Annotated in this window: 21 protein-coding genes and 1 riboswitch; of the genes, 14 read left to right on the top strand and 7 right to left on the bottom strand. The window is 64.6% G+C overall.

Annotated elements, in window-relative coordinates:
• The first annotated feature begins 244 nt into the window (after nucleotides 1-244).
• The 9 genes from soxX (at nucleotide 245) to ACFFWD_RS24850 (ending at nucleotide 6,819) form a co-directional block, all read left to right on the top strand.
• Nucleotides 245-559 carry a sulfur oxidation c-type cytochrome SoxX gene (soxX, locus tag ACFFWD_RS24890; protein WP_376969533.1) on the top strand — a complete coding sequence of 105 codons (315 nt, stop codon included), beginning with the start codon at nucleotides 245-247 and terminating at the stop codon, nucleotides 557-559.
• Between the two features lie 31 nt (nucleotides 560-590).
• Nucleotides 591-1,085 (top strand): thiosulfate oxidation carrier protein SoxY, encoded by a 495-nt coding sequence (soxY, locus tag ACFFWD_RS24885; RefSeq protein WP_376969527.1) that lies wholly within the window; start codon nucleotides 591-593, stop codon nucleotides 1,083-1,085.
• 216 nt (nucleotides 1,086-1,301) lie between these two features.
• Nucleotides 1,302-1,613 carry a thiosulfate oxidation carrier complex protein SoxZ gene (soxZ, locus tag ACFFWD_RS24880; RefSeq protein ID WP_376969525.1) on the top strand — a complete coding sequence of 104 codons (312 nt, stop codon included), beginning with the start codon at nucleotides 1,302-1,304 and terminating at the stop codon, nucleotides 1,611-1,613.
• On the top strand, nucleotides 1,610-2,470 hold the full coding sequence (soxA, locus tag ACFFWD_RS24875; protein WP_376969523.1) for a sulfur oxidation c-type cytochrome SoxA: 861 nt from the start codon (nucleotides 1,610-1,612) through the stop codon (nucleotides 2,468-2,470). Before soxZ ends, soxA begins: the two co-directional genes overlap by 4 nt.
• On the top strand, nucleotides 2,467-2,781 hold the full coding sequence (locus tag ACFFWD_RS24870; protein ID WP_376969521.1) for a hypothetical protein: 315 nt from the start codon (nucleotides 2,467-2,469) through the stop codon (nucleotides 2,779-2,781). Before soxA ends, ACFFWD_RS24870 begins: the two co-directional genes overlap by 4 nt.
• A 170-nt stretch (nucleotides 2,782-2,951) precedes the next feature.
• The gene (soxB, locus tag ACFFWD_RS24865; RefSeq protein ID WP_376969520.1) at nucleotides 2,952-4,697 is read left to right on the top strand and encodes a thiosulfohydrolase SoxB; all 1,746 of its coding nucleotides are present in this window, start codon (nucleotides 2,952-2,954) and stop codon (nucleotides 4,695-4,697) included.
• Nucleotides 4,698-4,699: 2 nt separating this feature from the next.
• The gene (locus ACFFWD_RS24860) at nucleotides 4,700-5,152 is read left to right on the top strand and encodes a DsrE family protein (protein WP_376969518.1); all 453 of its coding nucleotides are present in this window, start codon (nucleotides 4,700-4,702) and stop codon (nucleotides 5,150-5,152) included.
• A gap of 20 nt (nucleotides 5,153-5,172) precedes the next feature.
• On the top strand, nucleotides 5,173-5,616 hold the full coding sequence (locus ACFFWD_RS24855) for a DsrE family protein (protein WP_376969516.1): 444 nt from the start codon (nucleotides 5,173-5,175) through the stop codon (nucleotides 5,614-5,616).
• Between the two features lie 162 nt (nucleotides 5,617-5,778).
• Entirely contained in the window at nucleotides 5,779-6,819 is a 1,041-nt protein-coding gene (locus tag ACFFWD_RS24850; RefSeq protein WP_376969514.1) for an MBL fold metallo-hydrolase, read from the top strand.
• A gap of 92 nt (nucleotides 6,820-6,911) precedes the next feature.
• Here the strand turns inward: ACFFWD_RS24850 and ACFFWD_RS24845 are convergent, their stop codons facing one another.
• The 3 genes from ACFFWD_RS24845 to ACFFWD_RS24835 all read right to left on the bottom strand — a co-directional run bounded on the left by ACFFWD_RS24845 (nucleotide 6,912) and on the right by ACFFWD_RS24835 (nucleotide 9,741).
• Nucleotides 6,912-7,727 carry an ABC transporter substrate-binding protein gene (locus ACFFWD_RS24845; protein WP_376969531.1) on the bottom strand — a complete coding sequence of 272 codons (816 nt, stop codon included), beginning with the start codon at nucleotides 7,725-7,727 and terminating at the stop codon, nucleotides 6,912-6,914.
• 200 nt (nucleotides 7,728-7,927) lie between these two features.
• Nucleotides 7,928-8,701, bottom strand: a complete 774-nt coding sequence (locus ACFFWD_RS24840; protein WP_376969512.1) for an ABC transporter ATP-binding protein — start codon at nucleotides 8,699-8,701, stop codon at nucleotides 7,928-7,930.
• Nucleotides 8,698-9,741, bottom strand: a complete 1,044-nt coding sequence (locus ACFFWD_RS24835) for a FecCD family ABC transporter permease (RefSeq protein WP_376969510.1) — start codon at nucleotides 9,739-9,741, stop codon at nucleotides 8,698-8,700. The genes ACFFWD_RS24840 and ACFFWD_RS24835 overlap by 4 nt, the downstream gene beginning before the upstream one ends.
• A 114-nt stretch (nucleotides 9,742-9,855) precedes the next feature.
• Nucleotides 9,856-10,054: riboswitch (cobalamin riboswitch) on the top strand.
• Nucleotides 10,055-10,163: 109 nt separating this feature from the next.
• Here ACFFWD_RS24835 and ACFFWD_RS24830 point away from each other — a divergent pair.
• A complete protein-coding gene (locus ACFFWD_RS24830) occupies nucleotides 10,164-12,446 on the top strand; it encodes a TonB-dependent receptor (protein WP_376969508.1) in 2,283 nt (760 codons plus the stop codon).
• Nucleotides 12,447-12,457: 11 nt separating this feature from the next.
• Nucleotides 12,458-12,721: a hypothetical protein gene (locus tag ACFFWD_RS24825; RefSeq protein ID WP_376969535.1), complete on the top strand. Its 264-nt coding sequence runs from the start codon at nucleotides 12,458-12,460 to the stop codon at nucleotides 12,719-12,721.
• A gap of 135 nt (nucleotides 12,722-12,856) precedes the next feature.
• Here the strand turns inward: ACFFWD_RS24825 and ACFFWD_RS24820 are convergent, their stop codons facing one another.
• A complete protein-coding gene (locus ACFFWD_RS24820) occupies nucleotides 12,857-14,146 on the bottom strand; it encodes a hypothetical protein (RefSeq protein ID WP_376969506.1) in 1,290 nt (429 codons plus the stop codon).
• 469 nt (nucleotides 14,147-14,615) lie between these two features.
• Between ACFFWD_RS24820 and ACFFWD_RS24815 the strand changes: the two genes are divergently transcribed.
• Nucleotides 14,616-15,812 carry an MFS transporter gene (locus tag ACFFWD_RS24815; RefSeq protein WP_376969504.1) on the top strand — a complete coding sequence of 399 codons (1,197 nt, stop codon included), beginning with the start codon at nucleotides 14,616-14,618 and terminating at the stop codon, nucleotides 15,810-15,812.
• 10 nt (nucleotides 15,813-15,822) lie between these two features.
• Here ACFFWD_RS24815 and ACFFWD_RS24810 read toward each other — a convergent pair whose 3' ends face one another.
• Both ACFFWD_RS24810 and ACFFWD_RS24805 read right to left on the bottom strand, forming a co-directional pair.
• Entirely contained in the window at nucleotides 15,823-16,974 is a 1,152-nt protein-coding gene (locus ACFFWD_RS24810; protein ID WP_376969502.1) for a CapA family protein, read from the bottom strand.
• A 19-nt stretch (nucleotides 16,975-16,993) separates the two neighbouring features.
• Nucleotides 16,994-18,001, bottom strand: coding sequence for a ribonuclease Z (locus tag ACFFWD_RS24805; protein WP_376969500.1), 1,008 nt, complete (start codon nucleotides 17,999-18,001; stop codon nucleotides 16,994-16,996).
• A 331-nt stretch (nucleotides 18,002-18,332) separates the two neighbouring features.
• On the opposite strand from ACFFWD_RS24805, the gene ACFFWD_RS24800 reads away from it, so the two are divergent.
• The gene (locus tag ACFFWD_RS24800) at nucleotides 18,333-18,782 is read left to right on the top strand and encodes a YbhB/YbcL family Raf kinase inhibitor-like protein (RefSeq protein ID WP_376969498.1); all 450 of its coding nucleotides are present in this window, start codon (nucleotides 18,333-18,335) and stop codon (nucleotides 18,780-18,782) included.
• Between the two features lie 578 nt (nucleotides 18,783-19,360).
• On the opposite strand, the gene ACFFWD_RS24795 is transcribed toward ACFFWD_RS24800, so the two are convergent.
• Nucleotides 19,361-20,950, bottom strand: coding sequence for a CYTH and CHAD domain-containing protein (locus ACFFWD_RS24795; RefSeq protein WP_376969496.1), 1,590 nt, complete (start codon nucleotides 20,948-20,950; stop codon nucleotides 19,361-19,363).
• 435 nt (nucleotides 20,951-21,385) lie between these two features.
• Here ACFFWD_RS24795 and ACFFWD_RS24790 point away from each other — a divergent pair, with 435 nt between their 5' ends.
• Entirely contained in the window at nucleotides 21,386-23,107 is a 1,722-nt protein-coding gene (locus ACFFWD_RS24790; RefSeq protein WP_376969494.1) for an N-acyl-D-amino-acid deacylase family protein, read from the top strand.
• The last annotated feature ends 75 nt before the right edge of the window (nucleotides 23,108-23,182 follow it).

The following is a 23,182-nucleotide window of genomic DNA, read 5'->3' as shown; positions in this document are numbered from 1 at the left end:
CAGCGCCACCCTGCTCCAAAGCTCCACAGGAACCCGAAAGCATCACAAGCTCTCAGGGTGACGGGTCTAATTTTTCCGCGCGTCCAATCCGAAAGAGCGTTAACCGCCCTCGCCACCGCGCGTATTCTCCAGATTGCCAGCCGATGGCCTTTGTGCTTTTCACTTCCTATATTCCAACGGGATCATCGAGATTTAAGTCCGGAAAACGCCTTTGATCGCCAATTTCTCCAAGCCAGCCCTCGTTCTGGCGCTGCTGGCGGGCGCCGCGCTGGCCGAGCCCGCGCAGGCCCAATCCGCCGCGGAAGGCCAGAAACTCGCCTTCGATCGCGGCAAGGGCAACTGCCTGACCTGCCATGTCATCAAGGGCGGCGACCTGCCCGGCACGATCGGCCCGGAGCTGGTCGGCCTCAAGGGAAAGTACAGCCGCGACGATCTGATCGCGATCGTATCGGATGAAACCAAGCGCAACCCGCAGACCGTGATGCCTCCGTTCGGACGAAACCGGATCCTGTCCGAGCAGGAGATCAACGCGGTGGTGGATTTCCTGCTGACGCTGTGACGGCACGGCGCGAGCATTGGGAGATTGTCAGATGAGCATCACGGACCATGAGATTTCGGCGACGCGCCGGCTGCTGCTGAAGGGCGCAGGCGTTGCCGCCCTGATCGGCTTCGGCGTCGTTCCCTTCGACGTGCCGCAGGCGCTTGCCGCCGCGAACGACAAATATCCGGAAGAGGCGTTCAAGCAGAAAAACGAGGCCGATGCGATCAAGGCGCTTTACGGCCGGAGCGCCGAGCCCTCGGACAAGGTGAAGATGGATGCGCCCGAGATCGCCGAGAACGGCGCGGTGGTGCCGGTCTCGGCCACCACGACCCTTGCCGATGTCAGCTCGATCTCGTTCCTGGTCAGCGAGAACCCGATCGCGCTGGTGGCATCCTACAAGATCCCGGCCGGCACGCTGCCTGGTGTCGCCAACCGCATCAAAATGGCGAAGACCAGCAATATCACCGTGATCGTCGAGGCCGGCGGCAAGCTCTACAGCGCCACCAAGGAAGTCAAAGTCACCGTCGGCGGCTGCGGCGGCTGAACATGATGAGATTCGATCCGAACCGCGAATTCGCTGCTCCCCCTCTCCCGCTTGCGGGGGAGGGTCGGGGTGGGGGTTTCGCCGCGATCGACACTCTTCGTGTGGAGAGAGCCCCCACCCGTATCGCATCTGGCGATGCGATACGACCTCCCCCGCAAGCGGGAGAGGTGAAAAGACCCTGCGGATGGGCCGCTTCAAATATCGAGGAATAGTCAGATGGCTTCGAGCATTCGCGTGCGCGCCACATCGAACGGTGACACCACCGAGGTGCAGGCGCTGATCCAGCATCCGATGGATTCCGGCTTCGTCAAGGACGCCAAGGGCGAGACGATTCCGCCGCATTTCATCCAGCAACTGACCTTCGAATATGACGGCAAGGCGGTGTTCGTCGCCGACTGGGGCGGCGGCGTCTCCAAGGACCCCTATGTGAAATTCGCCTTCAAGGGCGGCAAGAAGGGCGACGATCTGAAGGTCAGTTGGGTCGACAACAAGGGCGCGACCGACACCACCACGGCGAAGATTCAATGATGCTGCGGTCCGCAATCCATGCCGCGGCGGCGGTGGTCGCGCTGAGCGTGCTGGCACTCGCGCCGTCGGCCCGTGCGGTCGACAGCGTCGATCCGGTGGCCGACGCGAAGGCGTTCCAGAAGTACTTCACCGGCAAATTCCCCAAGCTGAAGCCTGAGGATTTCGTCAACGGCCCCTACTCGATGGACGCCGACCTGCACCGGCAGTGGGAGGAGAAGGAGCAGTTTCCGCCCTACGAGTTCTCGCTCGAGAACGGCAAGGAGATGTTCACCACGCCGTTCAAGAACGGCAAGACCTATGAGGACTGCTTCCCGAACAAGGGCATCGGCATCCGCCAGAACTATCCCTATTTTGACGAGAAGGAAGGCAAGGTCATCACGCTGGAGCTCGCGCTGAACCGCTGCCGCGAGGCCAATGGCGAGGCGCCGTTCTCCTATCTGAAGGACGAGATGGCGGCGCTCACCGCCTACATGGCCTTTACCTCGCGCGGCAAGCCGATGGACATCAAGATCCCGAACGACCCGCGGGCGCTCGAGGCCTATCAAAAGGGCAAGGAGTATTTCTACACCCGCCGCGGCCAGCTCAATTTCTCCTGCGCGACCTGCCACATCCAGAGCCCGGGCGAGCGCATCCGCGCCGAGGTGCTGGCGCCGGCGCTGGGCATCCTCAACGCGATGCCGATCTACCGTTCGGAATGGAACGGCATGGGTACAACCAGCCGACGCTTCACCACCTGCAACAGCCAGATCCGCGGCGTGCCGCTCAACCCGCAGGACGACGAGTACCGCAACCTCGAATATTATTTGTCCTATGTCAGCAATGGCCTGCCGATCTCGGGTCCGGGAGCACGACCATGAGCGCGGCCATGACCAGAGCGTTCGCTGCATCGCTGCTGCTGCTCGCGAGCGCGGGCGCAGCGTTGGCCGCCTCTGAAGCCGACTACAAGGCGGCCTATGCCGCGGCTGAGACCGCGAACAAGGAAGCCGGCAGCCTGCGCAACCAGTGGACTACGACGGCCGCGACGCTCGCCGCCGCGAAAAAGGCCGGCGACGCCGGCGATTTCGACACCGCCGTGGCGCAGGCCAGGGAAGCCGAGGCGCTGGCAAGGGCATCGATCTTCCAGGCCACCAGCGAGAAGGAACGCTGGAAGGATCTGGAAGTTCGTTAGAGAGTTTGAGATGAGGTCGAACCGCGAAGGCACAGCGCTCCCTCTCCCGCTTGCGGGGGAGGGCTGGGGTGGGGGTGCCTCCGCGAAGAAGACCGTGTGGAGAGAGCCCCCACCCGTAGCGCATCTGCCGATGCGCTACGACCTCCCCCGCAAGCGGGAGAGGTGACGTTATGACCATCCGCCGCCGGGATTTTCTGAAAGCTGGGGCCGCTGTATCGTTGACGGCCGGCCTGCCGCGCCTTGCGCGCGGCGGCGAGACATCGGGTGTCTACGATCTCGAGCGCTTCGGCAATGCGCGCATCCTGCACATCACCGATACGCACGCCCAGCTCCGGCCGGTGTTCTTCCGCGAGCCCAGCGTCAATCTCGGCATCGGCGCGATGGCGGGCCAGCCGCCGCACCTGGTCGGCAAGGCCTTCCTCGACCGCTTCGGCATCCGCCCCGACAGCGCCGACGCCTATGCGTTCACCTTTGTCGAGTTCGAGAAGGCGGCCGCCCGCTTCGGCAGGCTCGGCGGCTTCGCGCATCTGAAGACGTTGGTCGATCGCCTGCGCAACGATGTCGGCACCGGCCGCTCATTGCTGCTCGACGGTGGCGACCTCTGGCAGGGCACCGCGCTTGCCAACGCCATGAAGGGCGCCGACATGGTGGAGGCCGCCAACCTGCTCGGCATCGAGGCGATGACCGGCCATTGGGAATTCACCTATGGCGAGAACGCGCTGCGCGACAATCTCGCGCGCTTCAAGGGCGAGTTCCTGGCGCAGAACGTGTTCCTGACCGAGGAAGCCGCCTTCAACGACGCCAGGGCGTTCGATCCGGCCTCGGGCCGCGTGTTCAAGCCGTCTGTCATCAAGGAGATCGGCGGCCATCGCATCGCGGTGATCGGCCAGGCCTTTCCCTATGTGCCGATCGCGCATCCGAAGCGCTTCACGCCGGACTGGACATTCGGCATCCGCGACGAGGAGCTGCAGAAGCTCGTCGACGGCCATCGCAGCAACGACAAGGTCGATGCCGTGATCCTGCTGTCGCACAACGGCATGGACGTCGACCTCAAGCTCGCAAGCCGCGTCACCGGCATCGACGTCATCCTCGGTGGCCACACCCATGATGCGATCCCGCTGCCGATCACCGTGACCAATGCCGGCGGCGTCACGCTGGTGACCAATGCGGGCTCGAACGGAAAATTCCTCGGCGTGCTCGACCTCGATCTCGGCAAGGGCAAGGTCGCCAATGTGCGCTACCGGCTGCTGCCGGTGTTCTCTGAGCTGTTGAAGCCCGATCCGGCGATGCAGGTCCTGATCGACAAGATGCGCGAGCCGCATGTCGGCGAGTGGAGCGACAAGCTCGCCTCGGCCGACCGCCTGCTCTATCGCCGCGGCAATTTCTCCGGCACGGTCGATCAATTGATCTGCGACGCGCTGCTCCACGAGCTCAACGCCGAGATCGCGCTCTCGCCCGGCTTCCGCTGGGGCCTCACCACGCTCGCCGGACAGCCGCTGACCATGGAAGACGTGCTGTCGGAAACCGCGATCAGCTATCCCGAGACCTACGTCGCGACCATGACCGGCGGCCAGATCAAGGACGTGCTCGAAGACGTCTGCGACAACCTCTTCAACACCGACCCCTACTACCAGCAGGGCGGCGACATGGTCCGCGTCGGCGGCCTCGCCTACACCTGCACGCCGGCGGAAACGGTAGGCAAGCGCATCTCCGAGCTCAAGCTCGCGAACGGCCGCCATCTCGAAGCCAACAAGTCCTACAAGGTCGCCGGCTGGGCGTCGGTCAACGAGCAGAACGGCGCGCCGGTCTGGGACGTCGTCGCCAAACATCTGCGCGCGGGACGTCCGCCGAACCGGGACGCGCCGGGCGTGACGCTGAAGGGCGTCGAGGACAATCCGGGCATTGCAGGGCTGTGACGATGCGGCGCGCAGGTTTCTTCGTTGCTTGCGTCGCTGCGTTGATCGCGCTCGCGGCACCTGCCACAGCCCAGCTCGCACCGCTGCAGGACAAGCCGTTCGCCGAGCACAAGGTCGTGCTGCAGCTCTCCGACAACGATCCGAGGAAGCAAGGCCTCGTCATCAGCGTCGCCAGCAATCTGATGAAGCATTACGACCCCGACAAGGTCGCGGTCGAGATCGTCGCCTTCGGCCCCGGCATCGAGCTGCTCAAGCCCGATAACCCTAATCGCAAGTTGATCGAGAGCCTGGTTGCGCAGGGCGCGCGGGTTGATATCTGTCTCAACACCGTCGACACGATCGAGCGGGATACCAGCAAGCGGCCAGACTACATCGCCGCGGCCACACCCGTGCAGGTCGGCGTCGCCCAGATTCTGCTGCTGACGGAGAATGGCTACACGCTGGTGAGGCCATAGCTCTCATCGAGGACGCTGAAATGCTGCGCCGTCTTGCCGCCGCCGCTGCCGTCTCGATCGCGCTCGCCACGAGCGCCTTCGCCGGCGACAAGCCGCACCGCATCGCGATCCATGTCGACCAGTACGATTCGCGGGTCATGAACATGGCGCTCAACAATGCCACCCACCTGATCGAATATTACCGCGCCAGGAACGAGGACGTGGACATCGACATCATCACCTACGGCCCCGGCGTGCACATGCTGCGCGCCGATACATCGCCCGTGCGGGACCGTATCCAGCAACTGAAGACCATGGCCACCGCCGGCAAGGTGCAGTTTTCCGTCTGCAACAACACCAAGCAGGCCATGGAGAAGGCCGAGGGCCACGAGATTCCCATGGTGTCTGACGTCATCATCGTACCATCAGGCGTGGTGCGACTGATGGAATTGCAGGAGCAGGGCTGGAGCTACGTCCGGCCGTAGGGGTTCGCTCCTTCCCACAATCATCCCGGCTCCAACCCCGTCACCTCAGCGCAATGGCTTCGCCGTCGCGCTGAGGTGGCGGGGATGGTTTTGCTTTGAACGGACCCTACCTATGGAATAATCTCCTCCACAAGACTCAATCCGGGGAATAGGTCAGCCGTCATGATCTTTCGTCAGCTCTTCGACAGCGTTTCCGGCACCTATAGCTATCTGCTCGCGAGCCGCGCTGGCGGCGAGGCGCTGATCCTCGATCCTGTGCTGGAGAAGGCCGACCGCTACTGCAAGCTCCTGCAGGAGCTTGACCTGCGCCTGGTCAAGGCGGTCGACACGCATCTGCACGCCGACCACGTCACCGGCCTCGGCGAGCTGCGCGACCGCACGCAATGCATCACCATCATGGGCGAGCAGAGCAAGGCCGACGTGGTGTCGATGCGCGTCTCCGACGGCGACAGGGTCACGATCGAGGGCCTGTGCCTGGAGGCGATGTACACGCCCGGCCACACCGACGATTCCTACAGCTATTTGATGGGCGATCGCGTCTTCACCGGCGACACGCTGTTGATCCGCGGCACCGGCCGCACCGATTTCCAGAACGGCAGCGCGCGGGCGCAATACGAGTCGATCTTCAATCGGCTGCTCAAGCTACCCGACGAGACCATGGTGTTCCCCGCCCATGACTACAAGGGCGACACCGTCTCCACCATCGGCGAGGAGAAGCGCTATAATCCGCGCCTGCAGGTGAAATCGGTCGACGACTATGTCGAGCTGATGAACAATCTCCATCTGCCGAACCCGAAAATGATGGATGTCGCCGTGCCTGCCAACATGCATGTCGGCCTGCACCAGGACGAGCTCACCAAGCAGGGCCTCGCGCTGACCGCGTGCGACGCCATCGCAAGTCTCGGCCGGCCGGACATCCTGCTGGTCGACCTGCGCGAGACCGGCGAGCGGATCAAGCACGGCATGCTCGCCGGCGCGTTGCATGCGCCCTATCCCTCGATCGGCGAGAGCCTGCAGCCCGGCGGCATGCTGCGCGAGGTCGCGGCCGCAACCGGCCGCCGCGTGGTGTTCTTCTGCGCCTTCGGCGAGCGCTCGGCGATGGCGGTGGCCGCCGCGAAGAAGGCGGGGCTTGAGAACACGGCGCATATCGAAGGCGGCATCGACGCCTGGAAGAAGGCCGGCGGGCCGGTCATGCACGGGTGAATTTGTAGCCCGGATGGAGCGAAGCGAAATCCGGGGCCACCGCCGACGCGGTACAATCCCGGATTTCGCTTCGCTCCATCCGGGCTACGACTTCACTGCGTCACCCGCTGCAATTCCGCGGTCAGCCGGTCCAGCGCCTCCGCCAGCATCACGCCGCCGCACACGGTGAGCCGTTCCGGCACCACGAGGCGCTTGCCGGGCGGATAGAAGCGCGCGAGCGCGGGATGCAGCAGGAAGGCACGGCCATCGTCCTCGGCGCGGTCGCCCGCTTCCGACACCAGGATGAAATCCGGCCGCAGTTTCACGATCGCCTCCAGCGAGGCGAAGCCGCCGGCACTGAAGCCGAGCTCGCCGGCGGCATTGACGAGGCCCGCCTCCGACAGCAGCGAATTGACCAGGCTGTCGTCGCCGGACACAAAGCCGCGCCGCGCCAGTGGCAGCACGCGATAATGACGCCCGGTTGCGGTTGCCCGCGCCAGCGCGATCGCGGCATCGAGGCGCGCGATCTCGGCCGTCGCGCGCTCCGGATGCTCAACGACATCACCCATCGCGCGGGTCTGGTCCTTCACCTCGTCCAGCGTGCGCGGCACCGTGAACTCGACGAGATGCAGTCCTTTCGCCTTCAAGAGGTCGCGCGTGGTGCGCTTGTCGAACAGGCTCGCCACGACGATGTCGGGCTTCAGCAAGAGCACGTCCTCGGCGCCGCCGGAGAGGATCGGATAGCGCCGCGCTTCGCCTGCCGCCCAGGACTGCCAGTCGTCGCGCGAGAAGCGGCTGAGGCCGAGGATCTGGTCGGGATCGGCGAGCGTGAGCAGCAACTGGTCGCTGCAAACATTCATCGAGACGATCCGTGGCCCGACGGCAAGCGACGCGCTGCAGGACAGCGTCCAGATCAGAACTGCAAGCAGTAGTGCGTGAACAGATGTGACGAAGTGCCGGCCGCTAAGAAACTGCGCCCCCTCTCCCGCTTGCGGGGGAGGGCTGGGGTGGGGGCTCTCTCCGCGAATCGCATTGTGGAGAGAGCCCCCACCCGCATCGCATCTTTGATGCGATGCGACCTCCCCCGCAAGCGGGAGAGGTGAAGCGACCTTGCGGCGCAGCGCACGCATCACACATCCGCCCAGGGCACGATCACCGCCTCACCCTGATACTCGGCACGGTAGGCGCTGATCCGGAACACGTTGGCCATCACCACCTCGGACAGCGCCTCCAGCGGCGCGCCCTGCGACGCCAGCCGGCCTTCGCTGAGCACCAGCACGTGGTCGGCGAAGCGTGCGGCAAGTCCGAGATCGTGGGTCACCACGATGACGAGCACGCCCTTGTCGGCGACCACGCGAAGATTCTGCATCACGTCGATCTGGTGACGCGGGTCGAGCGAGGCGGTCGGCTCGTCGGCGAGGATCACAGGCGCTTCCACCGCCAGCACGCGCGCCAGCGCGACGCGGCTGCGTTCGCCGCCGGAGAGCTCGGTGACGCGGCGGTCGCTAAAGGCAACGACGTCGACCGCCTGCATCGCCCGCAGCACCGCCTCCATATCCTTCGGCGACAGCCGCGCCGGATCGGTCGCGCCATGCGGATAGCGGCCGAGCGCGACGATGTCGCGCGCCGGCAGCGGCCAATGCACCATGTGCCCCTGCGGCAGATAGGCAAAGCGTTTTGCGCGTTCGCGCAGCGACAGCGACGACAGCTTTTCGCCGCCGATCTGGATCGTGCCATCAGACGGAATCAATCCGGCCAGCGCCCGCAGCAGCGTGGTTTTGCCGGCGCCATTCGGCCCAACCAAAGCGACCAGATGGCCCGGTGACAGCGACAGCGAGATGTCATGCAGCACCTTGCGGCTGCCGAGCGATGCGTTGAGGTTGGTTGCCGACAGCAGCGTCATGCGACCCCTCCGCCGAGCGCGCGGCGTTCGCGCAGGATCAGGTTGAGGAAGAATGGCACGCCGATGATCGAGGTCAGCACGCCGACCTTGATATCCGAGGTCGAGGGAATGACGCGCACCGCGATGTCGGCGGCCAGCAGCAGCGCCGAACCCGCGAGCGCGCTCGGCACCAAGAGCCGTGCCGGGTCGTGGCCGACCAGGGGCCGCATCAGATGCGGCGCGACCAGGCCGATGAAGCCGATCGTGCCGGTGACGGCCACCGCGCCGCCGACGCCAAGCGCGACGCCGGTGATCACGAGCAGGCGCAATCGCCCGACATCGACGCCGAGGCTTTGCGCCGCCTCCTCGCCGAGCGTCAGCGCGCGGAAGCTGCTGGCCTGGCTCAGCAGGATGACGGCGCCGGCGATGATGAACGGCAGCGCCAGCGCGACATGCTGGAAGCTGCGGTCCTCCAGCGAGCCGAGCAGCCAGAACGCAATCTCCAGCACCACGAAGGGATTGCTGGAGAGATTCATCACCAGCGCGGTGGCAGCCCCCGCGAAGCTCGAGATCGCGAGCCCGGCGAGAATCAAGATCAACAGACCGGTGTTGCGGCCGGCAATCGCGAGCAACGCGAATACGGAGCCGAAGGCAGTGATGATCGCCGCGACCGGCAGCGCGTAGGAGCGCACATCGGCGAGCCCCAGTGCGATCACTAGCACCGCCCCAAATGCGGCCGATTGCGGCGCGCCGAACAACTCCGGCGAGGCCAGCGGATTGCGCAGCAGGCCCTGCAGCGCCGCGCCCGACAAGCCCAGGATGCCGCCGATCGCGAGCGCCAGGATGGTCCGCGGCAGGCGGATCTCGCGCACGATCACCTGGGAGACGTCGCTGCCGCCGCCGAACAGCGCCTCGATCACCGCGAGCGGCGACAGCCGCACCGGCCCGATGCCGAGCGAGATCAGCACCAGCAGCACCACGAGCGCGATCAGCGCCGCGGTCGCGCCAAACCGCCGCCGCGCCGCGACTTCGGCCGCAAAAGCAAAATCCTGCACGCTCATCGGGCCATGCTCATACAGCGATTGCAGTGGCAGACAAGCGACACCTCGGCAAAAAGCGCAATCCCTCGGCCCCTGCCCCAGTTTGGCCCGGATTGACTTGGGCCGCGGCCGAACCCTAGATGGCCGGGACGGTTCCTGAAATTGGGATCAAAAGGGAATGCGGTACGGGGAAACTGCCCCTCAAGCCGCGGCTGCCCCCGCAACTGTATGCGGTGAATCCTTCGTCATAGGCCACTGGGCACCTCGGTCCTGGGAAGGCGACGAAGGGTAACGACCCGCGAGCCAGGAGACCTGCCGTCAGCCGTGGTCACACGCGAAGATGTCGGTCGGGGAGTACAGACATTAGCTTCACCTGATGCTGAACGCACGACGGTGAGACTTGGTTCGCGGTGACGTGCCACTGACGTCTACCGAGGTCTCCATTGTCTTGCTTCGCTTCAATCCGCCGGCGGCATGCGCTTCTGCTCGCATCGACGGTGCTCGCGCCGGCATTCTGTGTCGGCGGCGCGCTGGCGCAATCGGCGCCGCCCGAGCAGCTACCTCCGATCGAAATCACCAAGCCGGGCGACCAGAACCTGACCCGCGCCAGGCCGACCAATGCGGAGACCGCTGCGCCGGCTCGTCCGGCACCGGGCAACACGCAGACGACCAACACGGGAAGCGGGACCGGGACAGGCGCGACATCGTCAGGCGCTGGCACGGGCGGGACTGGCGGCGGGCGTCAATTCGCCGGGATCGTTGGCGCATCCTCAACCGTGATCACCGCCGACGACATCGCGCATTCGCCGGTGCAGTCGCTCCCGGAAATCCTCGCACAGGTTCCGGGCGTGCAGCTGCAGTCCTTCTTTGGCGGGATCAACGGCGCCAAGACCTCGGTCGACCTGCGCGGCTTCGGCGCGTTCGCCTCCGACAACGTGCTTTTCCTGCTCAACGGCCGCCGCCTCAACGACATCGACAAGGCCGGCTTCGACCTCACCACGATCCCGCTCGACTCGATCGAACGCATCGAGATCACCCGCGGCAACAGCGGCGCCGTGCTCTATGGCGACAACGCGGTCGGCGGCGTCGTCAACATCATCACCAAGTCCGGCGTCGGCGGACCACCGGTTGCGATCAAGGCCGAAGCGGGCGTCGGCTCGTTCAACTCGCGCCTGGCCGCGGTTTCCGCCGCAGTCAATTCCGGACCGTGGTCGACGTCGTTCTATGGCAACGGCATCAAGTCCGACGGCTATCGCGCCAACAATGCGCTCGACCAGCGCAACGGCGTCGGCAACATCAACTACACCACGCCCGACCTCACCGCGTTCCTGACCGTCACAGGCAGCGATCAGAAACTGGGCCTCCCCGGCGGCCGGCTGGTCGATCCGTCGATCGGTCTCAACGAACTGGCCACCGATCGCAGAGGCGCTGCCACGCCCTTCGACTACGCCAACCAGCAGGCCGCCAGCGCCACCGCCGGCTTCACCAAGACCCTGATGAACGGTGTCGACCTCATCGTCGACGGCGGTTACCGGAAGCGGGACACGCAGAGCGCCTTCTTCGGTCCGGTCCCGTTTGCGTCACCATTTCCGAGCTTCTTCTCCACCTATAACGACGCGTCCTTGCAAACCTGGTCACTGACGCCGCGGTTGAGCGTGAAGAACGCGGTCCTCGGAATGCCTTCGACGCTCCTGACCGGTATCGATTATTACGATTCGACATTCCATCAGGAGCGCGGCGCGTTCAAAGGCTTGCCACCCGGCCACACCTACGACCTGTCGCAACGGACGCTGGCCGGCTATTGGCAGCACACCCTCGGGCTGCTGCCGACCACCGATTTCTCCTATGGCGCAAGAGTTCAAAACACCAGCCTGAGCGCGCGAGACCGCTACAATCCCAACGCGCCCGATTGCGCCACGTTCTTCAATTGCAGTGCCCAAGCCTTCCCGCTTGACAGCAACGAGACGCAATACGCGCTCCATGTCGGCGTCGAGCATCGCTTCACCGACGCGTTCTCGGTGTTCGGCCGCGCGGCGCGTGCGTTCCGTACGCCCGACGTCGATGAGCGCGTGTCATCGGGTCCGGCTTTCGACCCGTTCTTCACTCCGCTGCCACAGAACTTCCAGCTCAAGACCCAGACCTCGGAGGACGCCGAGCTCGGCTTCCGCGTCAAGACCAATCAATTTCAGGTGCAGACGAGCGCCTATGTGATGGACCTGCAGAACGAGATCCACTTCAACCCGGTCCTGTTCTACAACGTCAACCTCGATCCGACCCGCCGCTACGGCGCCGAGACCAGTGCCTCGCTGCGCGTCAGCGACACCGTGACCCTGCGCGGCGGCATGGCCTATACCCGCGCCGTCTTCCGCGAGGGACAGTTCGCGGGCGACGACGTGCCGCTGGTGTCCCGCTACACCGGCAATCTCGGCGTCACCTGGAATATCTGGCAGAACTACCTGGTGTTCGACGCCACGGTGCGCGCCTGGAGCACGCGCATCATGGACAACGACCAGGCCAACACCCAGAGCCGCATTCCCGGCAATGCCACCGCCGATCTGAAGCTGAGCGGACAGTATGACCACTTCTTCTGGTCGGTCGGCGTGAACAATTTGTTCAACGCGCTGTACTACGACTACGCCATCGCGAGCTCGTTCACGGCCGGCCGCTTCTCGGCCTACCCGCTGCCCGGGCGGACCTACACGGTCAGGGCCGGCGCGACGTTCTGAGGAGCCTCATGATGACGCGGCCGGGCGATCCGCCGCGTCATCTCCCGGCGTTACAAGCGCCCGCGAATTGGGTAAGATCGCAGCCGACGATCGAACCGGGTTCGCAGGGGAAACGCATGGGCAAGGCCGGCAGCAAGAGCAAAGGCGCCAAGACGGATCAGGACAAATCGAAGAAGCCGCCGCCTCCGCCGTCGCAGGATGACGACGACGATGAGGACGGCGACATCGCCACGCCGAAGCGCGACCGCTACGGCAATGATGATGAGCCGTTGTGAGACGCGGCTGATATTTATCCACATGTCGTCCCGGCCTAGTGCGCAATTGCGCACGGGGGGCCGGGACCCAGAGCCACCGTTGCGCGTTGCGTGGCACGTCGGGGCCAGACTTCGCTTCACAACACGCGCCTGTGGCTATGGGTCCCGGCCTGCGCCGGGACGACACGTTGAGGCATCGCGCAAAAATCCCTCACCCTCGATCGTCCTGATGGTCTCGCGATCGAGCAGATGCGCGCCAAAACCGCCGCGCGCCAGCGACGCCGCGATCTGGGGTGAAGCAAGCAGCATGGCGACCGTCATCGCCAACGGCACGGCGCTCAGCCGGTCGAGGCGGACGGGCGTCAATTCCTCGGTGCTGCCCTGATACGACTCGCGGCCTGACCAGAGCCGCCAGCATTCCCGGATCACGTCGCGGCGCGTGGCGTCGCGCGATGCGCTGCCGAGCAGCGCCTGCATAGCCAGGTGCGTGCGTACGCCGGCCCGGCTGTCGGGCAGCGCGGCAGGCGTCTCGCCAAGCGAAACGCGGAGTAGCAGGTCGACCAGGTCGGTGCCCGCGCAATGGGCGTTCATCGGCTCGACCAGCCGCGGATTGCAGTCGATCAACAGTGGCGTCGTGCTGTCGAGCGGCATGATGACATCGACCGACAGCGCGCCGTGCCAGCCAAGATGCGCGCCGATCGTCTCGAAATAGCCGCGTATGGCGGGCCGGCTCACGCTCTCCTTGATCGCCTCGCCGCCGCCGACTCCCGGCGCGACCTGGCGGTAGGCGTGGAAGCCGAGGAGCCTGCCGCCAGAGAACACCGACTGCGCCTTCTCGGTGGTGCCGGTGATGAGGTCCTGCACCAGCACCTCGCCATCGAAGCCGCGGCTCGACTCGAGCTCATAAAGCGCAAGGTTGAGATCGCTCTCGTCGCGCACGAACCAGATGCCGCGGCTGGCGGTGCCGACCGATGTCTTGACGACGGAGGGGAAACGCAACGCGCCGCGCAGCGCATCGGCCGACGTCACGATCTGGGTCGGCGGCTGCGGCAGACCGAGCCGATCGAGCAGCCGGCTGAAGCCCGCCTTGCTGTGCACGGCGCGGTAGCTCGCAAAATCCGGCAATGCCAGGCCGGCGCGGCCGGCAAGGCGTTCGGCCGCCCGCGCAAACACGAAGCCCTGCTCATGGGTCGGCAGCAGAACATCGAAATGGCCGGCGGCGAGACGCCGCTCGATGAAACGAAGGAAGCCGGCCGGATCGGCGCGCAGCCCGGGACAATGATGGAACCTGCGCACGAAGCGCGAGTAGCGCGCCAGGCACCAGTGCGAAGGATCGCAAACCTCGACGTGGTGGCCGGCCAGCCCGAGGATCGTGATCGCCTCGCGCGCGGAGGTGCTCGCCCCCTCCGACACCAACACCCGGAGCTTCGTTGCCGCATCGATCATGGCTCGATCATCGCCGCACGACGGCCTGTTGTCGCCGCCTTTAATGCCACATGCGTCAATCCGGCCTGCGGCATCGGGCATGATCCCTTCGGAAAACCGATGCCCGCTTTGCGCTATAGCGCGATGAGATGAGGTCGAATGGCGACCGCAAAGGAACTGCGCCCCCTCTCCCGCTTGCGGGGGAGGGTTGGGGTGGGGGTGTCTCCACGAGTCGGAATCTTTGAGTGGATATAGCCCCCACCCGCCGCGCTCTTCGAGCGCAGCGACCTCCCCCGCAAGCGGGAGAGGTAGAGCGAGCCCGTGGGGAGATCGATTCAACCAAGGATCATCCTGATTTGGTAGCGCCGCATCGGGTCCTAGATCATGCCACTGCCGGGGCAGCCATGCAGCGGCGTTCATGGACAATTAGCGGCCAGCCTCTATTTTCGGCCGGCCCTTGCCGGGCTTGGAAATCAGGGGTTTCGGTCCGATGGTCGACGTTCTGGCCGCACCGCAGCAAACGAAGGCCGACAGCGCGCTGCGCACGCTGACGGGGATCTCGGTCGCGCATTGGGTCAGCCATTTCCATATCTTTGTGCTGCCGATGCTGTTCCCGTTCCTGAAGCAGCAGCTCGGCGTCGGCTATGTTGAGCTCGGTTTTGCGCTGACGGTGTTCGCGGTGGTCTCCGGCCTGACGCAGGCGCCGATCGGCTACCTCGCGGATCATATCGGCGCGCGCATAATCCTCCTGATCGGGCTCTCCATCGGCGGCTGCGCGCTGATCGGCCTCGGCCTGGATTTGAGCTATTCCTCGCTGATCGTCAGCGCCGTGCTGCTTGGACTCGCGAACAGCGTCTATCATCCGGCCGACTACGCGATCCTGTCGGCCCATATGGACGAGGCGCGGATGGGCCGCGCCTTTTCGATTCACACCTTTGCCGGCTTCCTCGGCGGCGCGGTGGCGCCTGCGATCATGGCGGCGCTGGTCGCTGCGATCGGCGGCTTCGGTGCGCTCATCGTGGCCGGCGCGGTCGGCCCCCTGGTGGCGCTGTTCCTGATCGTGCTCGGCATTCCCGATGCCGGCGCCAACAAGGGCAAGGCCAAGGACGACTCGGCACCGAAGGTCAGCGTGATCACGCCGGCGATCATGGTGCTGACGGTCTTCTTCACGCTGCTGAGCCTGTCGACATCAGGCATCAACAATTTCGGCGTGGTCGCGCTGATGAGCGGCTACGGCAGCTCGTTCTCAACGGCCAATGTCGCACTGACCGCGTTCCTGGGTGCCAGCGCTGCGGGCGTGCTCGCCGGCGGCTATCTCGCTGACTGGACCCAGCGCCACAGTCAGGTCGCCGCCGCCTGCTTCGCCGTCAATGCCGGCATCGTGCTGCTCATTGCACTGGTCAACCTGCCTTCGGTGGTGCTCACGCTCGCAATGGGACTGGCCGGGTTCCTTGGCGGCGTGATCGCGCCATCCCGCGACATGATGGTGCGCAATGCCGCCCCGCCCGGCGCCGCCGGCCGTGCGTTCGGCATCGTCTCCACCGGCTTCAACTTCGGCGGCATCGTGAGCCCGCTGCTGTTCGGTTGGATCATGGACCAGCACATGCCGCATTGGGTGTTCGGCGCTTCGGTCGCGTTCATGGTGCTGACCGTGCTGCTGACGCTGGTCACCGAGCGCAGGCCTTAGACTTGCGAAACTACAATCCGGGTGTCCACTGCCCGATAAATGCAAGCTGCCGTTCGGAATCAAAAATGACCCTTGTTCCGAACTGCTGACAGGTCTCATCCAGCGCCTGCCGGACCCATTCGACGTCCCGCGGCGATGGAATGGAGAGGCGAAAGTTCTTGATCTGCAGCGGAACCAGTTTGAGAGCTTGGAGGCTTCCGTTCACCGGATCCAGGTCGGCGAAATACATCACCGCGAGGTCGTCGCGGTAGCGCTCGTAACCGCTGATACCCTCATAGTCGTTCAGAAAATCACCGCAGCCATAGAGAATGAGGCCGCCTCGATAGACTTCGATCGCTCTCGGATGATGCGAAGAATGCCCGTGAACGATCGACACGCCCGCCTTGTCGATCAGGGCCCGGGCAAAAATCCTTTGCTCGTCGGGAATGCGATATCCCCAATTGGATCCCCAATGGATCGAAACGACGATGAGATCGTCCGGCCTCCTGAGGGCGTTGACCTGGTCGGCGACCTCGAACGCGCTCGCCTCGCACAGGTCAGGCAGCAGGTTGATGCCCGCAGCATCTGATTTCGCCGCCCACGCGAACGGGATGCCGCTCGATGGCGATCCGAACGAAAAGATCAGGAGCCGGGCGCTGGCAAGGTTCAGCGCTGCGGGCGCGCGCGCTTCGCGATCGTTGCGGCCTGCGCCGGCCGCTCTTATACCAAGCTTCTGCAAGGTCGCCAGCGTCTCCAGCAGACCGGCGCGGCCCCAATCGAGCACATGGTTGTTGGCCAACACACAGCAGTCGATCTTGGCTGCCGCGAGACATTCGGCATTCTCCGGGCTGATGCGGTAGTTGATGCCCTTGATCGCGCGGTCGTTGCTGCGGGTCACGGCCGTTTCGAGATTGATGATCCGCGCGTCCGGCTCCATGCACGCCAATTGGTCCAATGCCGCGCCCCAGACGTAGGACGATTCGTTGCCGCGCGGAATGGGCCCGTTCGCTTGCTCGGCGAGCAGCACGTAGCCCTCCGCCGATCGCATGCAATCTTCGTAAATTGCGGGGCTGCAGGGGTGCGCCAGCACCTGGTCGATGCCGCGGCCGCACATCACGTCTCCGCACAGGAAGACCCGCACCGAGTTCCGATGCCCAGTCGGACAATGTCCTTCCTCCGGCATGGTGTGCCGCTCCAGTCTCTTAACCGTCGTGAGACTTCCTGAACGCCGCCATCACCTCGGCCAGCATCCGCTCCTCGTCTCCCGCATAGCGCGGAGAGAAGTGGAAAGGCTCGACGCGGCGCACATTGGCTTCCCGCGCGATTTCCCCGGCAGCCGTGGTGGTCAGATGGGCCCGCTCCCTCGCCAACGCGGCGTCGGCATGCGCAAATGCTGCCTCGATGAACAGGATGTCCGCATTCTGAATCAGCGCCACGATGGCGGTGCGATTGGCCGGCGTGTCGGCAGCATCGGTCACATAGGCAATCTTCTGGCCGGTGGTGACCGTTAGCAGATCGCGCAGGCTGGCGAGTGGGACGAGGCGATCAGAAGTCGCCGCTTCATCGATATGGATCAAATGATCGTCCGCGCAACGCTCGACAACCGCCTGCTTGAGCGAGCGCAACCAGGGGCCGATGGGCAGCCCGCGCTCCAACAGCCGGTTCCTCCAGACGTTGACATGCGCCGCCTCCTGTAGCGCAAACGCCAGGCACGGCGTGCCGTGTTCAAGGATCGCGGCTGACACCCGATGGGTCGGTTCATCGCAGAGGATGCCGGCTGATGTTTCGCGAGAGACTGCCGGTTCTGCTGCAAAAGCCTTTCTCAGCCGGAACCACGTGGTCGAGATGGAATGTTCAGTTCCGAGTTCGCTCACAACAAAAACAAGTTCGCAGGGATAGTTTTCGACCAGATTCCATCGATAGGCCTGCAGCTTGTGAAAGACGCGCTCGGCGAAGCCGACCGGGCCGTAAAGATGCACTGTCTGCTCGTGTCCGACGAGCAAACGGAGCAGATGATCGAAGCCGACGAAATGATCGATATGCGTATGCGAGACGAAGATCTGGTCGACGCGCCGTATCTTCCGCGCGGACAGTGAGGCGATTTCTCCGATATCGAACAGCACACTTCGCTTTTCGAACAGCGTCTCGACATAAACCGTCGGGTCGCCGTAGCGACCGTTGACCAAACTCGGATGAAAAATGGGTCGCATGGCAAACTATGCTGCTGCAACGAGCCTTTGACGCATCCCGGGCGAGACTTCGCTTGCACTGCGCGTAGCATCCCCCTTGTACACCAGGATGATTTCGGTCAACGCCCGCGGGATTTTCCGTATTTAGGCAGGGTCGATGGATTCCGCACCTGGCAAAATCGAGCTAGAATACCGGAATCGGATCGCGCCCGTGCCAGGCACCAAGGCACGTGGACCGTATTGCGCAGGATCCAATGGTTCCGCGCCGGCAATCGATGCGCGCTGCCACAGGCCGGGTCCGGAAGAATTCGTCAAACCGAACCGAAGTTTCCTGGAGCCTGAGGAGAGATCCATGGAGCTTGTTTCAAACGCCTTCGCGGACGGCGCCGCAATTCCTCGACGGTTTACCTGTGATGGAGAGAATGCCTCGCCACCGCTGCAATGGTCGGGCGCGCCAGAGGGAACGCGGAGCTTTGTGCTGCTCTGCGACGATCCTGATGCGCCCGCTGGCACATGGCGTCATTGGGCGGTTTACGATATTCCGCCGGTCGTAACGGAACTTGCAGTCAGCGCCGCGCAGAACGCCAAACTGAAGCAGGCGGTCAACGATTTTCGGAAGTCGGGCTATGGAGGCCCGTGTCCACCTCATGGCCACGGGCGGCATCATTATCACTTCCGGCTGCTTGCCCTCTCGACGGACGATCTTCAGGCAAAGCCCAATGCGTCCTGCCGTGATATCGAGCGGGAGGCGCGCAAGCACGTGATCGCGGACGCGATCCTCGTCGGTTGGTATCAGAGGTAGGGCCGGCGACAGGCCGGAACCGATGGATAAAGGAAGCGCGTCATCCCGGCCGGCCGGCTCTGCGCCGACAGCGGCTCCCGGAGGTCGGGCTTTGGCCCTTGCCGGACCTCCCGCGCTGTCAATGGCGCTGGTGATCGCACTGGTCAGCCTACCCTCGGGGCGGATTCCTGAGCCCCATGCCGCAACTGCTTGCGTTGCGCTGCCTCAAGCCGCTGAAAAAGGGCACTTTTTTTGAAGTTTCGAATCCACAATGACTGGCGACTGCCTTCTCGCGGGACTAAATTGATTCCAACTCTTCCGAACTGGGGGAGGCTTCTGTGCTTGCTGAGAAGTTTTTTCTGTTCCTTGAAACACTTATGAGCCACGCCGCCGACGGCGGTCCGGTCGTGGTAAGCAGCGTGCCGCACATTCCGATCGTTCAGGAGACAGCTGTGCCCGGCCTTGGAGCCGACACATCGTCTGGACCTGTTTCGCCGGACGAAAGGGTCCGAAGCCCGATGCCCTGATTGCGCGGCGGGCCACCGGCGTATCGAGCTAACCTCCAAAAGGGGCGAAGCCGGCGCCCATTGCTGTCAAACTCACCGGTCCCAGAATGCCGGCGTCGCCTTGAACCGCCGCCATCGCCTGCGCAGCGTTTTCGCCACCGCGATCTGATCGCAGGCTTGCCAGCCAGCCACCGCGCCGATGGCGAGATGAAGCGCAGGCTGGTCGTCCTGCCGCATGGCATCAAGCAGCATGCGGGTGCTTGCGATATCGCGCGCGCGCCCCAGGCTAGCCTGGAGCCTGGCGAGCCGCTTCACGTAGCGCTTCGCCGGCGCGTGGGTGGCAAAGAGCGGCAAGAAGAACTCCGCCGCATAGCGCAACTTCTTGAGGTCGATCCTGAGATCGTGCTGCACATCGGCGCTGAGCCGCCTGAAGTGCGCGCCACGCTTCAGCGCCTTGCGATGCAATCGCGCCAGGATTTTGTCCGCAAGCGTCGGCATCGGTTGCGACAGGACGGCTAGCGCTTCGCCGTCAATCTCGTTGCGCCAGCCGCGGCGTTCCACCAACTGTCCCAGCGAGAGCAGGAAGCGGGCGCAACGGGGATCGGCGAGAACTGTCTGCAAGGCGCTGTAGCTCGACTTGCGCTGCCGTTCGGCCGCCTGGCGCAGGCCGTCCAGGTCGATGTCTGGCGCTGCCGTGACGAGGCGGGGGATGGTCGTTTCGGCGAAAACGTCCCAATCCCGCGCCGGACCGAGTTGCTGCATCAGCCATCTAGCTTCGCTGTTGACCGCCAGAAATGCCGGCGACGGAATATCGCGCCGGAACAGCGCACAGGCCGTCCGCAAGCGACGCAAGGCGACGCGCATCTGGTGCACGCCTTCGGAGTCGGATCCTTGCTCCGCCACCACGTGATTTTTCAAAAGGTGATGCCAGCAGGAGCGCACCAGCAATGCGACGACGTCGTCGACCACATGCTCCGCGGCAATGCCCGGCAACTCGGCTTTCGCCGCAGGCTGAATGGCGTCATATGCGAGCGCATAGCCGCGTTCCGCCTTGCTGCGCGCGCCCACCTTCAGCGGCGCAGCGTCGAGCAACTGCGTTCCAAGATCGAACAGGATGCCGGCATTGCCGCTCTTCAGCTCGAGTTCGATCTCGGACAGAACTTCCTGGCGCGCACCGGCCTCGATCGTCCCCTCGTCGAATGCGACTTCGACCGATGCATCGGGCAGATCGAGCTGGCGCGCGTGCCGGCGCACTTTCGTCGCGAAAACCGGCAGCAGCGCATCGTTGGTCAGCATCGCTACCGGATCGCCCACTTCGTCGGCTGGAAGCAGCGCCAGATCAGGAGTGATGTGGTTAACCGGCGCCTCCCACTCCCGTCGCGCCAGAGGCTGCCCGCTATCGGGTGGAAGCTTTAGCGTCTGAATGAAGTGCTTGCCGTTGCGTCGCACGCGCAGCGATATGCCATGCTGGAACAGTAGCCGCTCCGATGTGTCGTAGTACACAGTTTCCAGCCGGCGAAACGCGCCCCGATTGCGCGCATGCTGCGCGATGAATGGCGCCTCGCGCAGTTTCTCGAGGCTCCCTTGCTGCGCAAGCAACTTAAGTTCGATTTCGGCATGTTCACCCGGCCGCACAGCAATAGACGTGCCCGCCTCGCTCACGACTGGCTGCCGCGCGTTCAATGATTTCTCCATCGGGATTGGGTATGAAGATTTTATGACAATCGCAGGGCCTATCCAAGTCATCCAGTGGGATTAGTCGCCAATTGACGCGCAGGGCGCGCGGTGAAGTTGTGCGCCGCCGTAGTGCTGCAAGCCAAGATCGAGAGATGCCTCACTGCGGTAAGGTCAGGAAGAAATCGGGACCTCACACAGAGTGCGGATCTTAGTCCGCAATGTGCACCAAAGCGTAAGCCCTCCGCACCTACTGATTTATGAGTTCAGACCCTGGCACCTCTGACGCTTTCTTCGCGAACCAGTACCCGTCCCGCATCGCGCGCGGCACGGACCCCGCGAAAACGCGGCCGGCGCATTCCTGAGCCCCGTCCGCGTCGGTTGACAGCGTCGGGGTGGCGCCCATGATGCGGGGCAACAAAAGCAGCCACGGGATGACGCGCCATGACCTCGACCCCTGACCTCGTGATACGCGGCGGCAATATCGCCGACGGCAAGGGCGGCGATCTTTTTGAGGCCGATGTCGCCATCTCGGGTGGCCGCATCACCGAGGTCGGCAAGGTCACCGCCAAGGGCAAGGACGAGATCGACGCGCGCGGAAAGCTCGTCACGCCCGGCTTCGTCGACGTCCACACCCATTACGACGGCCAGGTGACCTGGAGCCACGACATCACGCCGTCGTCGCAGAACGGCGTCACCACGGCGATCATGGGCAATTGCGGCGTCGGCTTCGCGCCGTGCCGGCCGAGCGACCACACCAGGCTGATCCAGCTGATGGAAGGCGTCGAGGACATCCCGGAGCCGGTGCTGAGCGCCGGCATTCCCTGGGAATGGGAGAGCTTCCCCGACTACATGAACTGGCTGTCGAAGCGCAATTTCGACATGGACATCGGCGCACAACTGCCGCACGCGGCGCTGCGCGTCTATGTGATGGGTGAGCGCGGCGCACGTCGCGATCCCGCAACGCCTGAGGACAACAAAGCAATGGCGGCGCTCGCCGGAGATGCGGTGCGTGCCGGCGCACTCGGTTTCTCGACCTCGCGCACGCTCAACCACCGCACCTCGACCGGTGACTACACGCCGACGCTGAAAGCGGGCGAAGATGAGTTGACCGCGATCGCTGGCGCAATGCACGGCGTCGGCCGCAGCGTGCTGCAATTCGTGCTCGACCAGAGCACCGTTCACGAAGATCTGCCGATGATGCTGCGGGTCGCTGAAAATACCAGATGCCCGATCTCGTTTTCCGTAGCCCAGGCCGACAAGGCGCCGCGGCGCTGGCGGCAGACGATGGACACCATCAATGAAGCCGCCGCCCGCGGCCTGTCGATCACGACCCAGATCGCCGCGCGGCCCGTTGGGCTGCTGCTTGGGCTGGAATTGTCCCGCAACCCGTTCCAGACCCATCCAAGCTACCGCGCGATCGCCAAGCTGCCGCTGGCCGAGCGGCTCACGCATTTGCGCCGGCCTGACGTGCGCGCGGCCATCCTGAACGAAACGGCGACGGCGACCGACGATCCGCTGTTCTTCCGGCCGAACTACGACAAGATGTATCTGCTGGGTAATCCCCCGGACTATGAGCAGCCGCCGGAAAACGCGCTCGGCCCGCAGGCGCGCCGCCAGGGCCGGCAGCCGGAAGAACTCGCCTATGACGCGATGCTGACAGACGAGGGCCGCGGCATGCTCTATGTGCCGTTCCTGAATTATGCCGACGGCAATCTCGATGCCGTGCGTGAGATGCTTCGCGAACCCAGCGCGGTGCCGGGCCTGTCCGACGGCGGCGCGCATTGCGGCATCATCTGCGACGCGAGCTTCCCGACCTATCTCCTCACGCACTGGACGCGCGACCGCAGCCGCGGCGAAAAGCTCTCGATCCCGTTCGTGGTCGCCGCGCAGTCGCGCAAGACCGCGCTCTCCGTCGGCCTCACCGACCGCGGCGTGATCGCGCCCGGCTTCAAGGCCGACGTCAACGTGATCGATTACGATCGCCTGCATTTGCACCCGCCGAAGGTGCACTACGACCTCCCCGTCGGCGGCCGCCGCCTGTTGCAGCAGGTCGACGGCTATGAGGCGACCATTGTCTCCGGCGTGGTCACCCAGCGCGACGGCAAGGCGACCGGCGCAAGGCCGGGCCGGCTGGTACGCGGCGCGCAGGGGATGCTGAACTAAGGATCGCGCGAGGCTGGCGCGGCAAACTCCCGCCTCTCCCACAAGGGGAGAGGCGAAACGGAGTACGCGGATACG

The organism is Bradyrhizobium erythrophlei (assembly GCF_042430365.1).
In the GTDB taxonomy this organism is placed as follows: domain Bacteria; phylum Pseudomonadota; class Alphaproteobacteria; order Rhizobiales; family Xanthobacteraceae; genus Bradyrhizobium; species Bradyrhizobium erythrophlei.
This window is presented reverse-complemented; position numbering and strand designations above follow the sequence as displayed.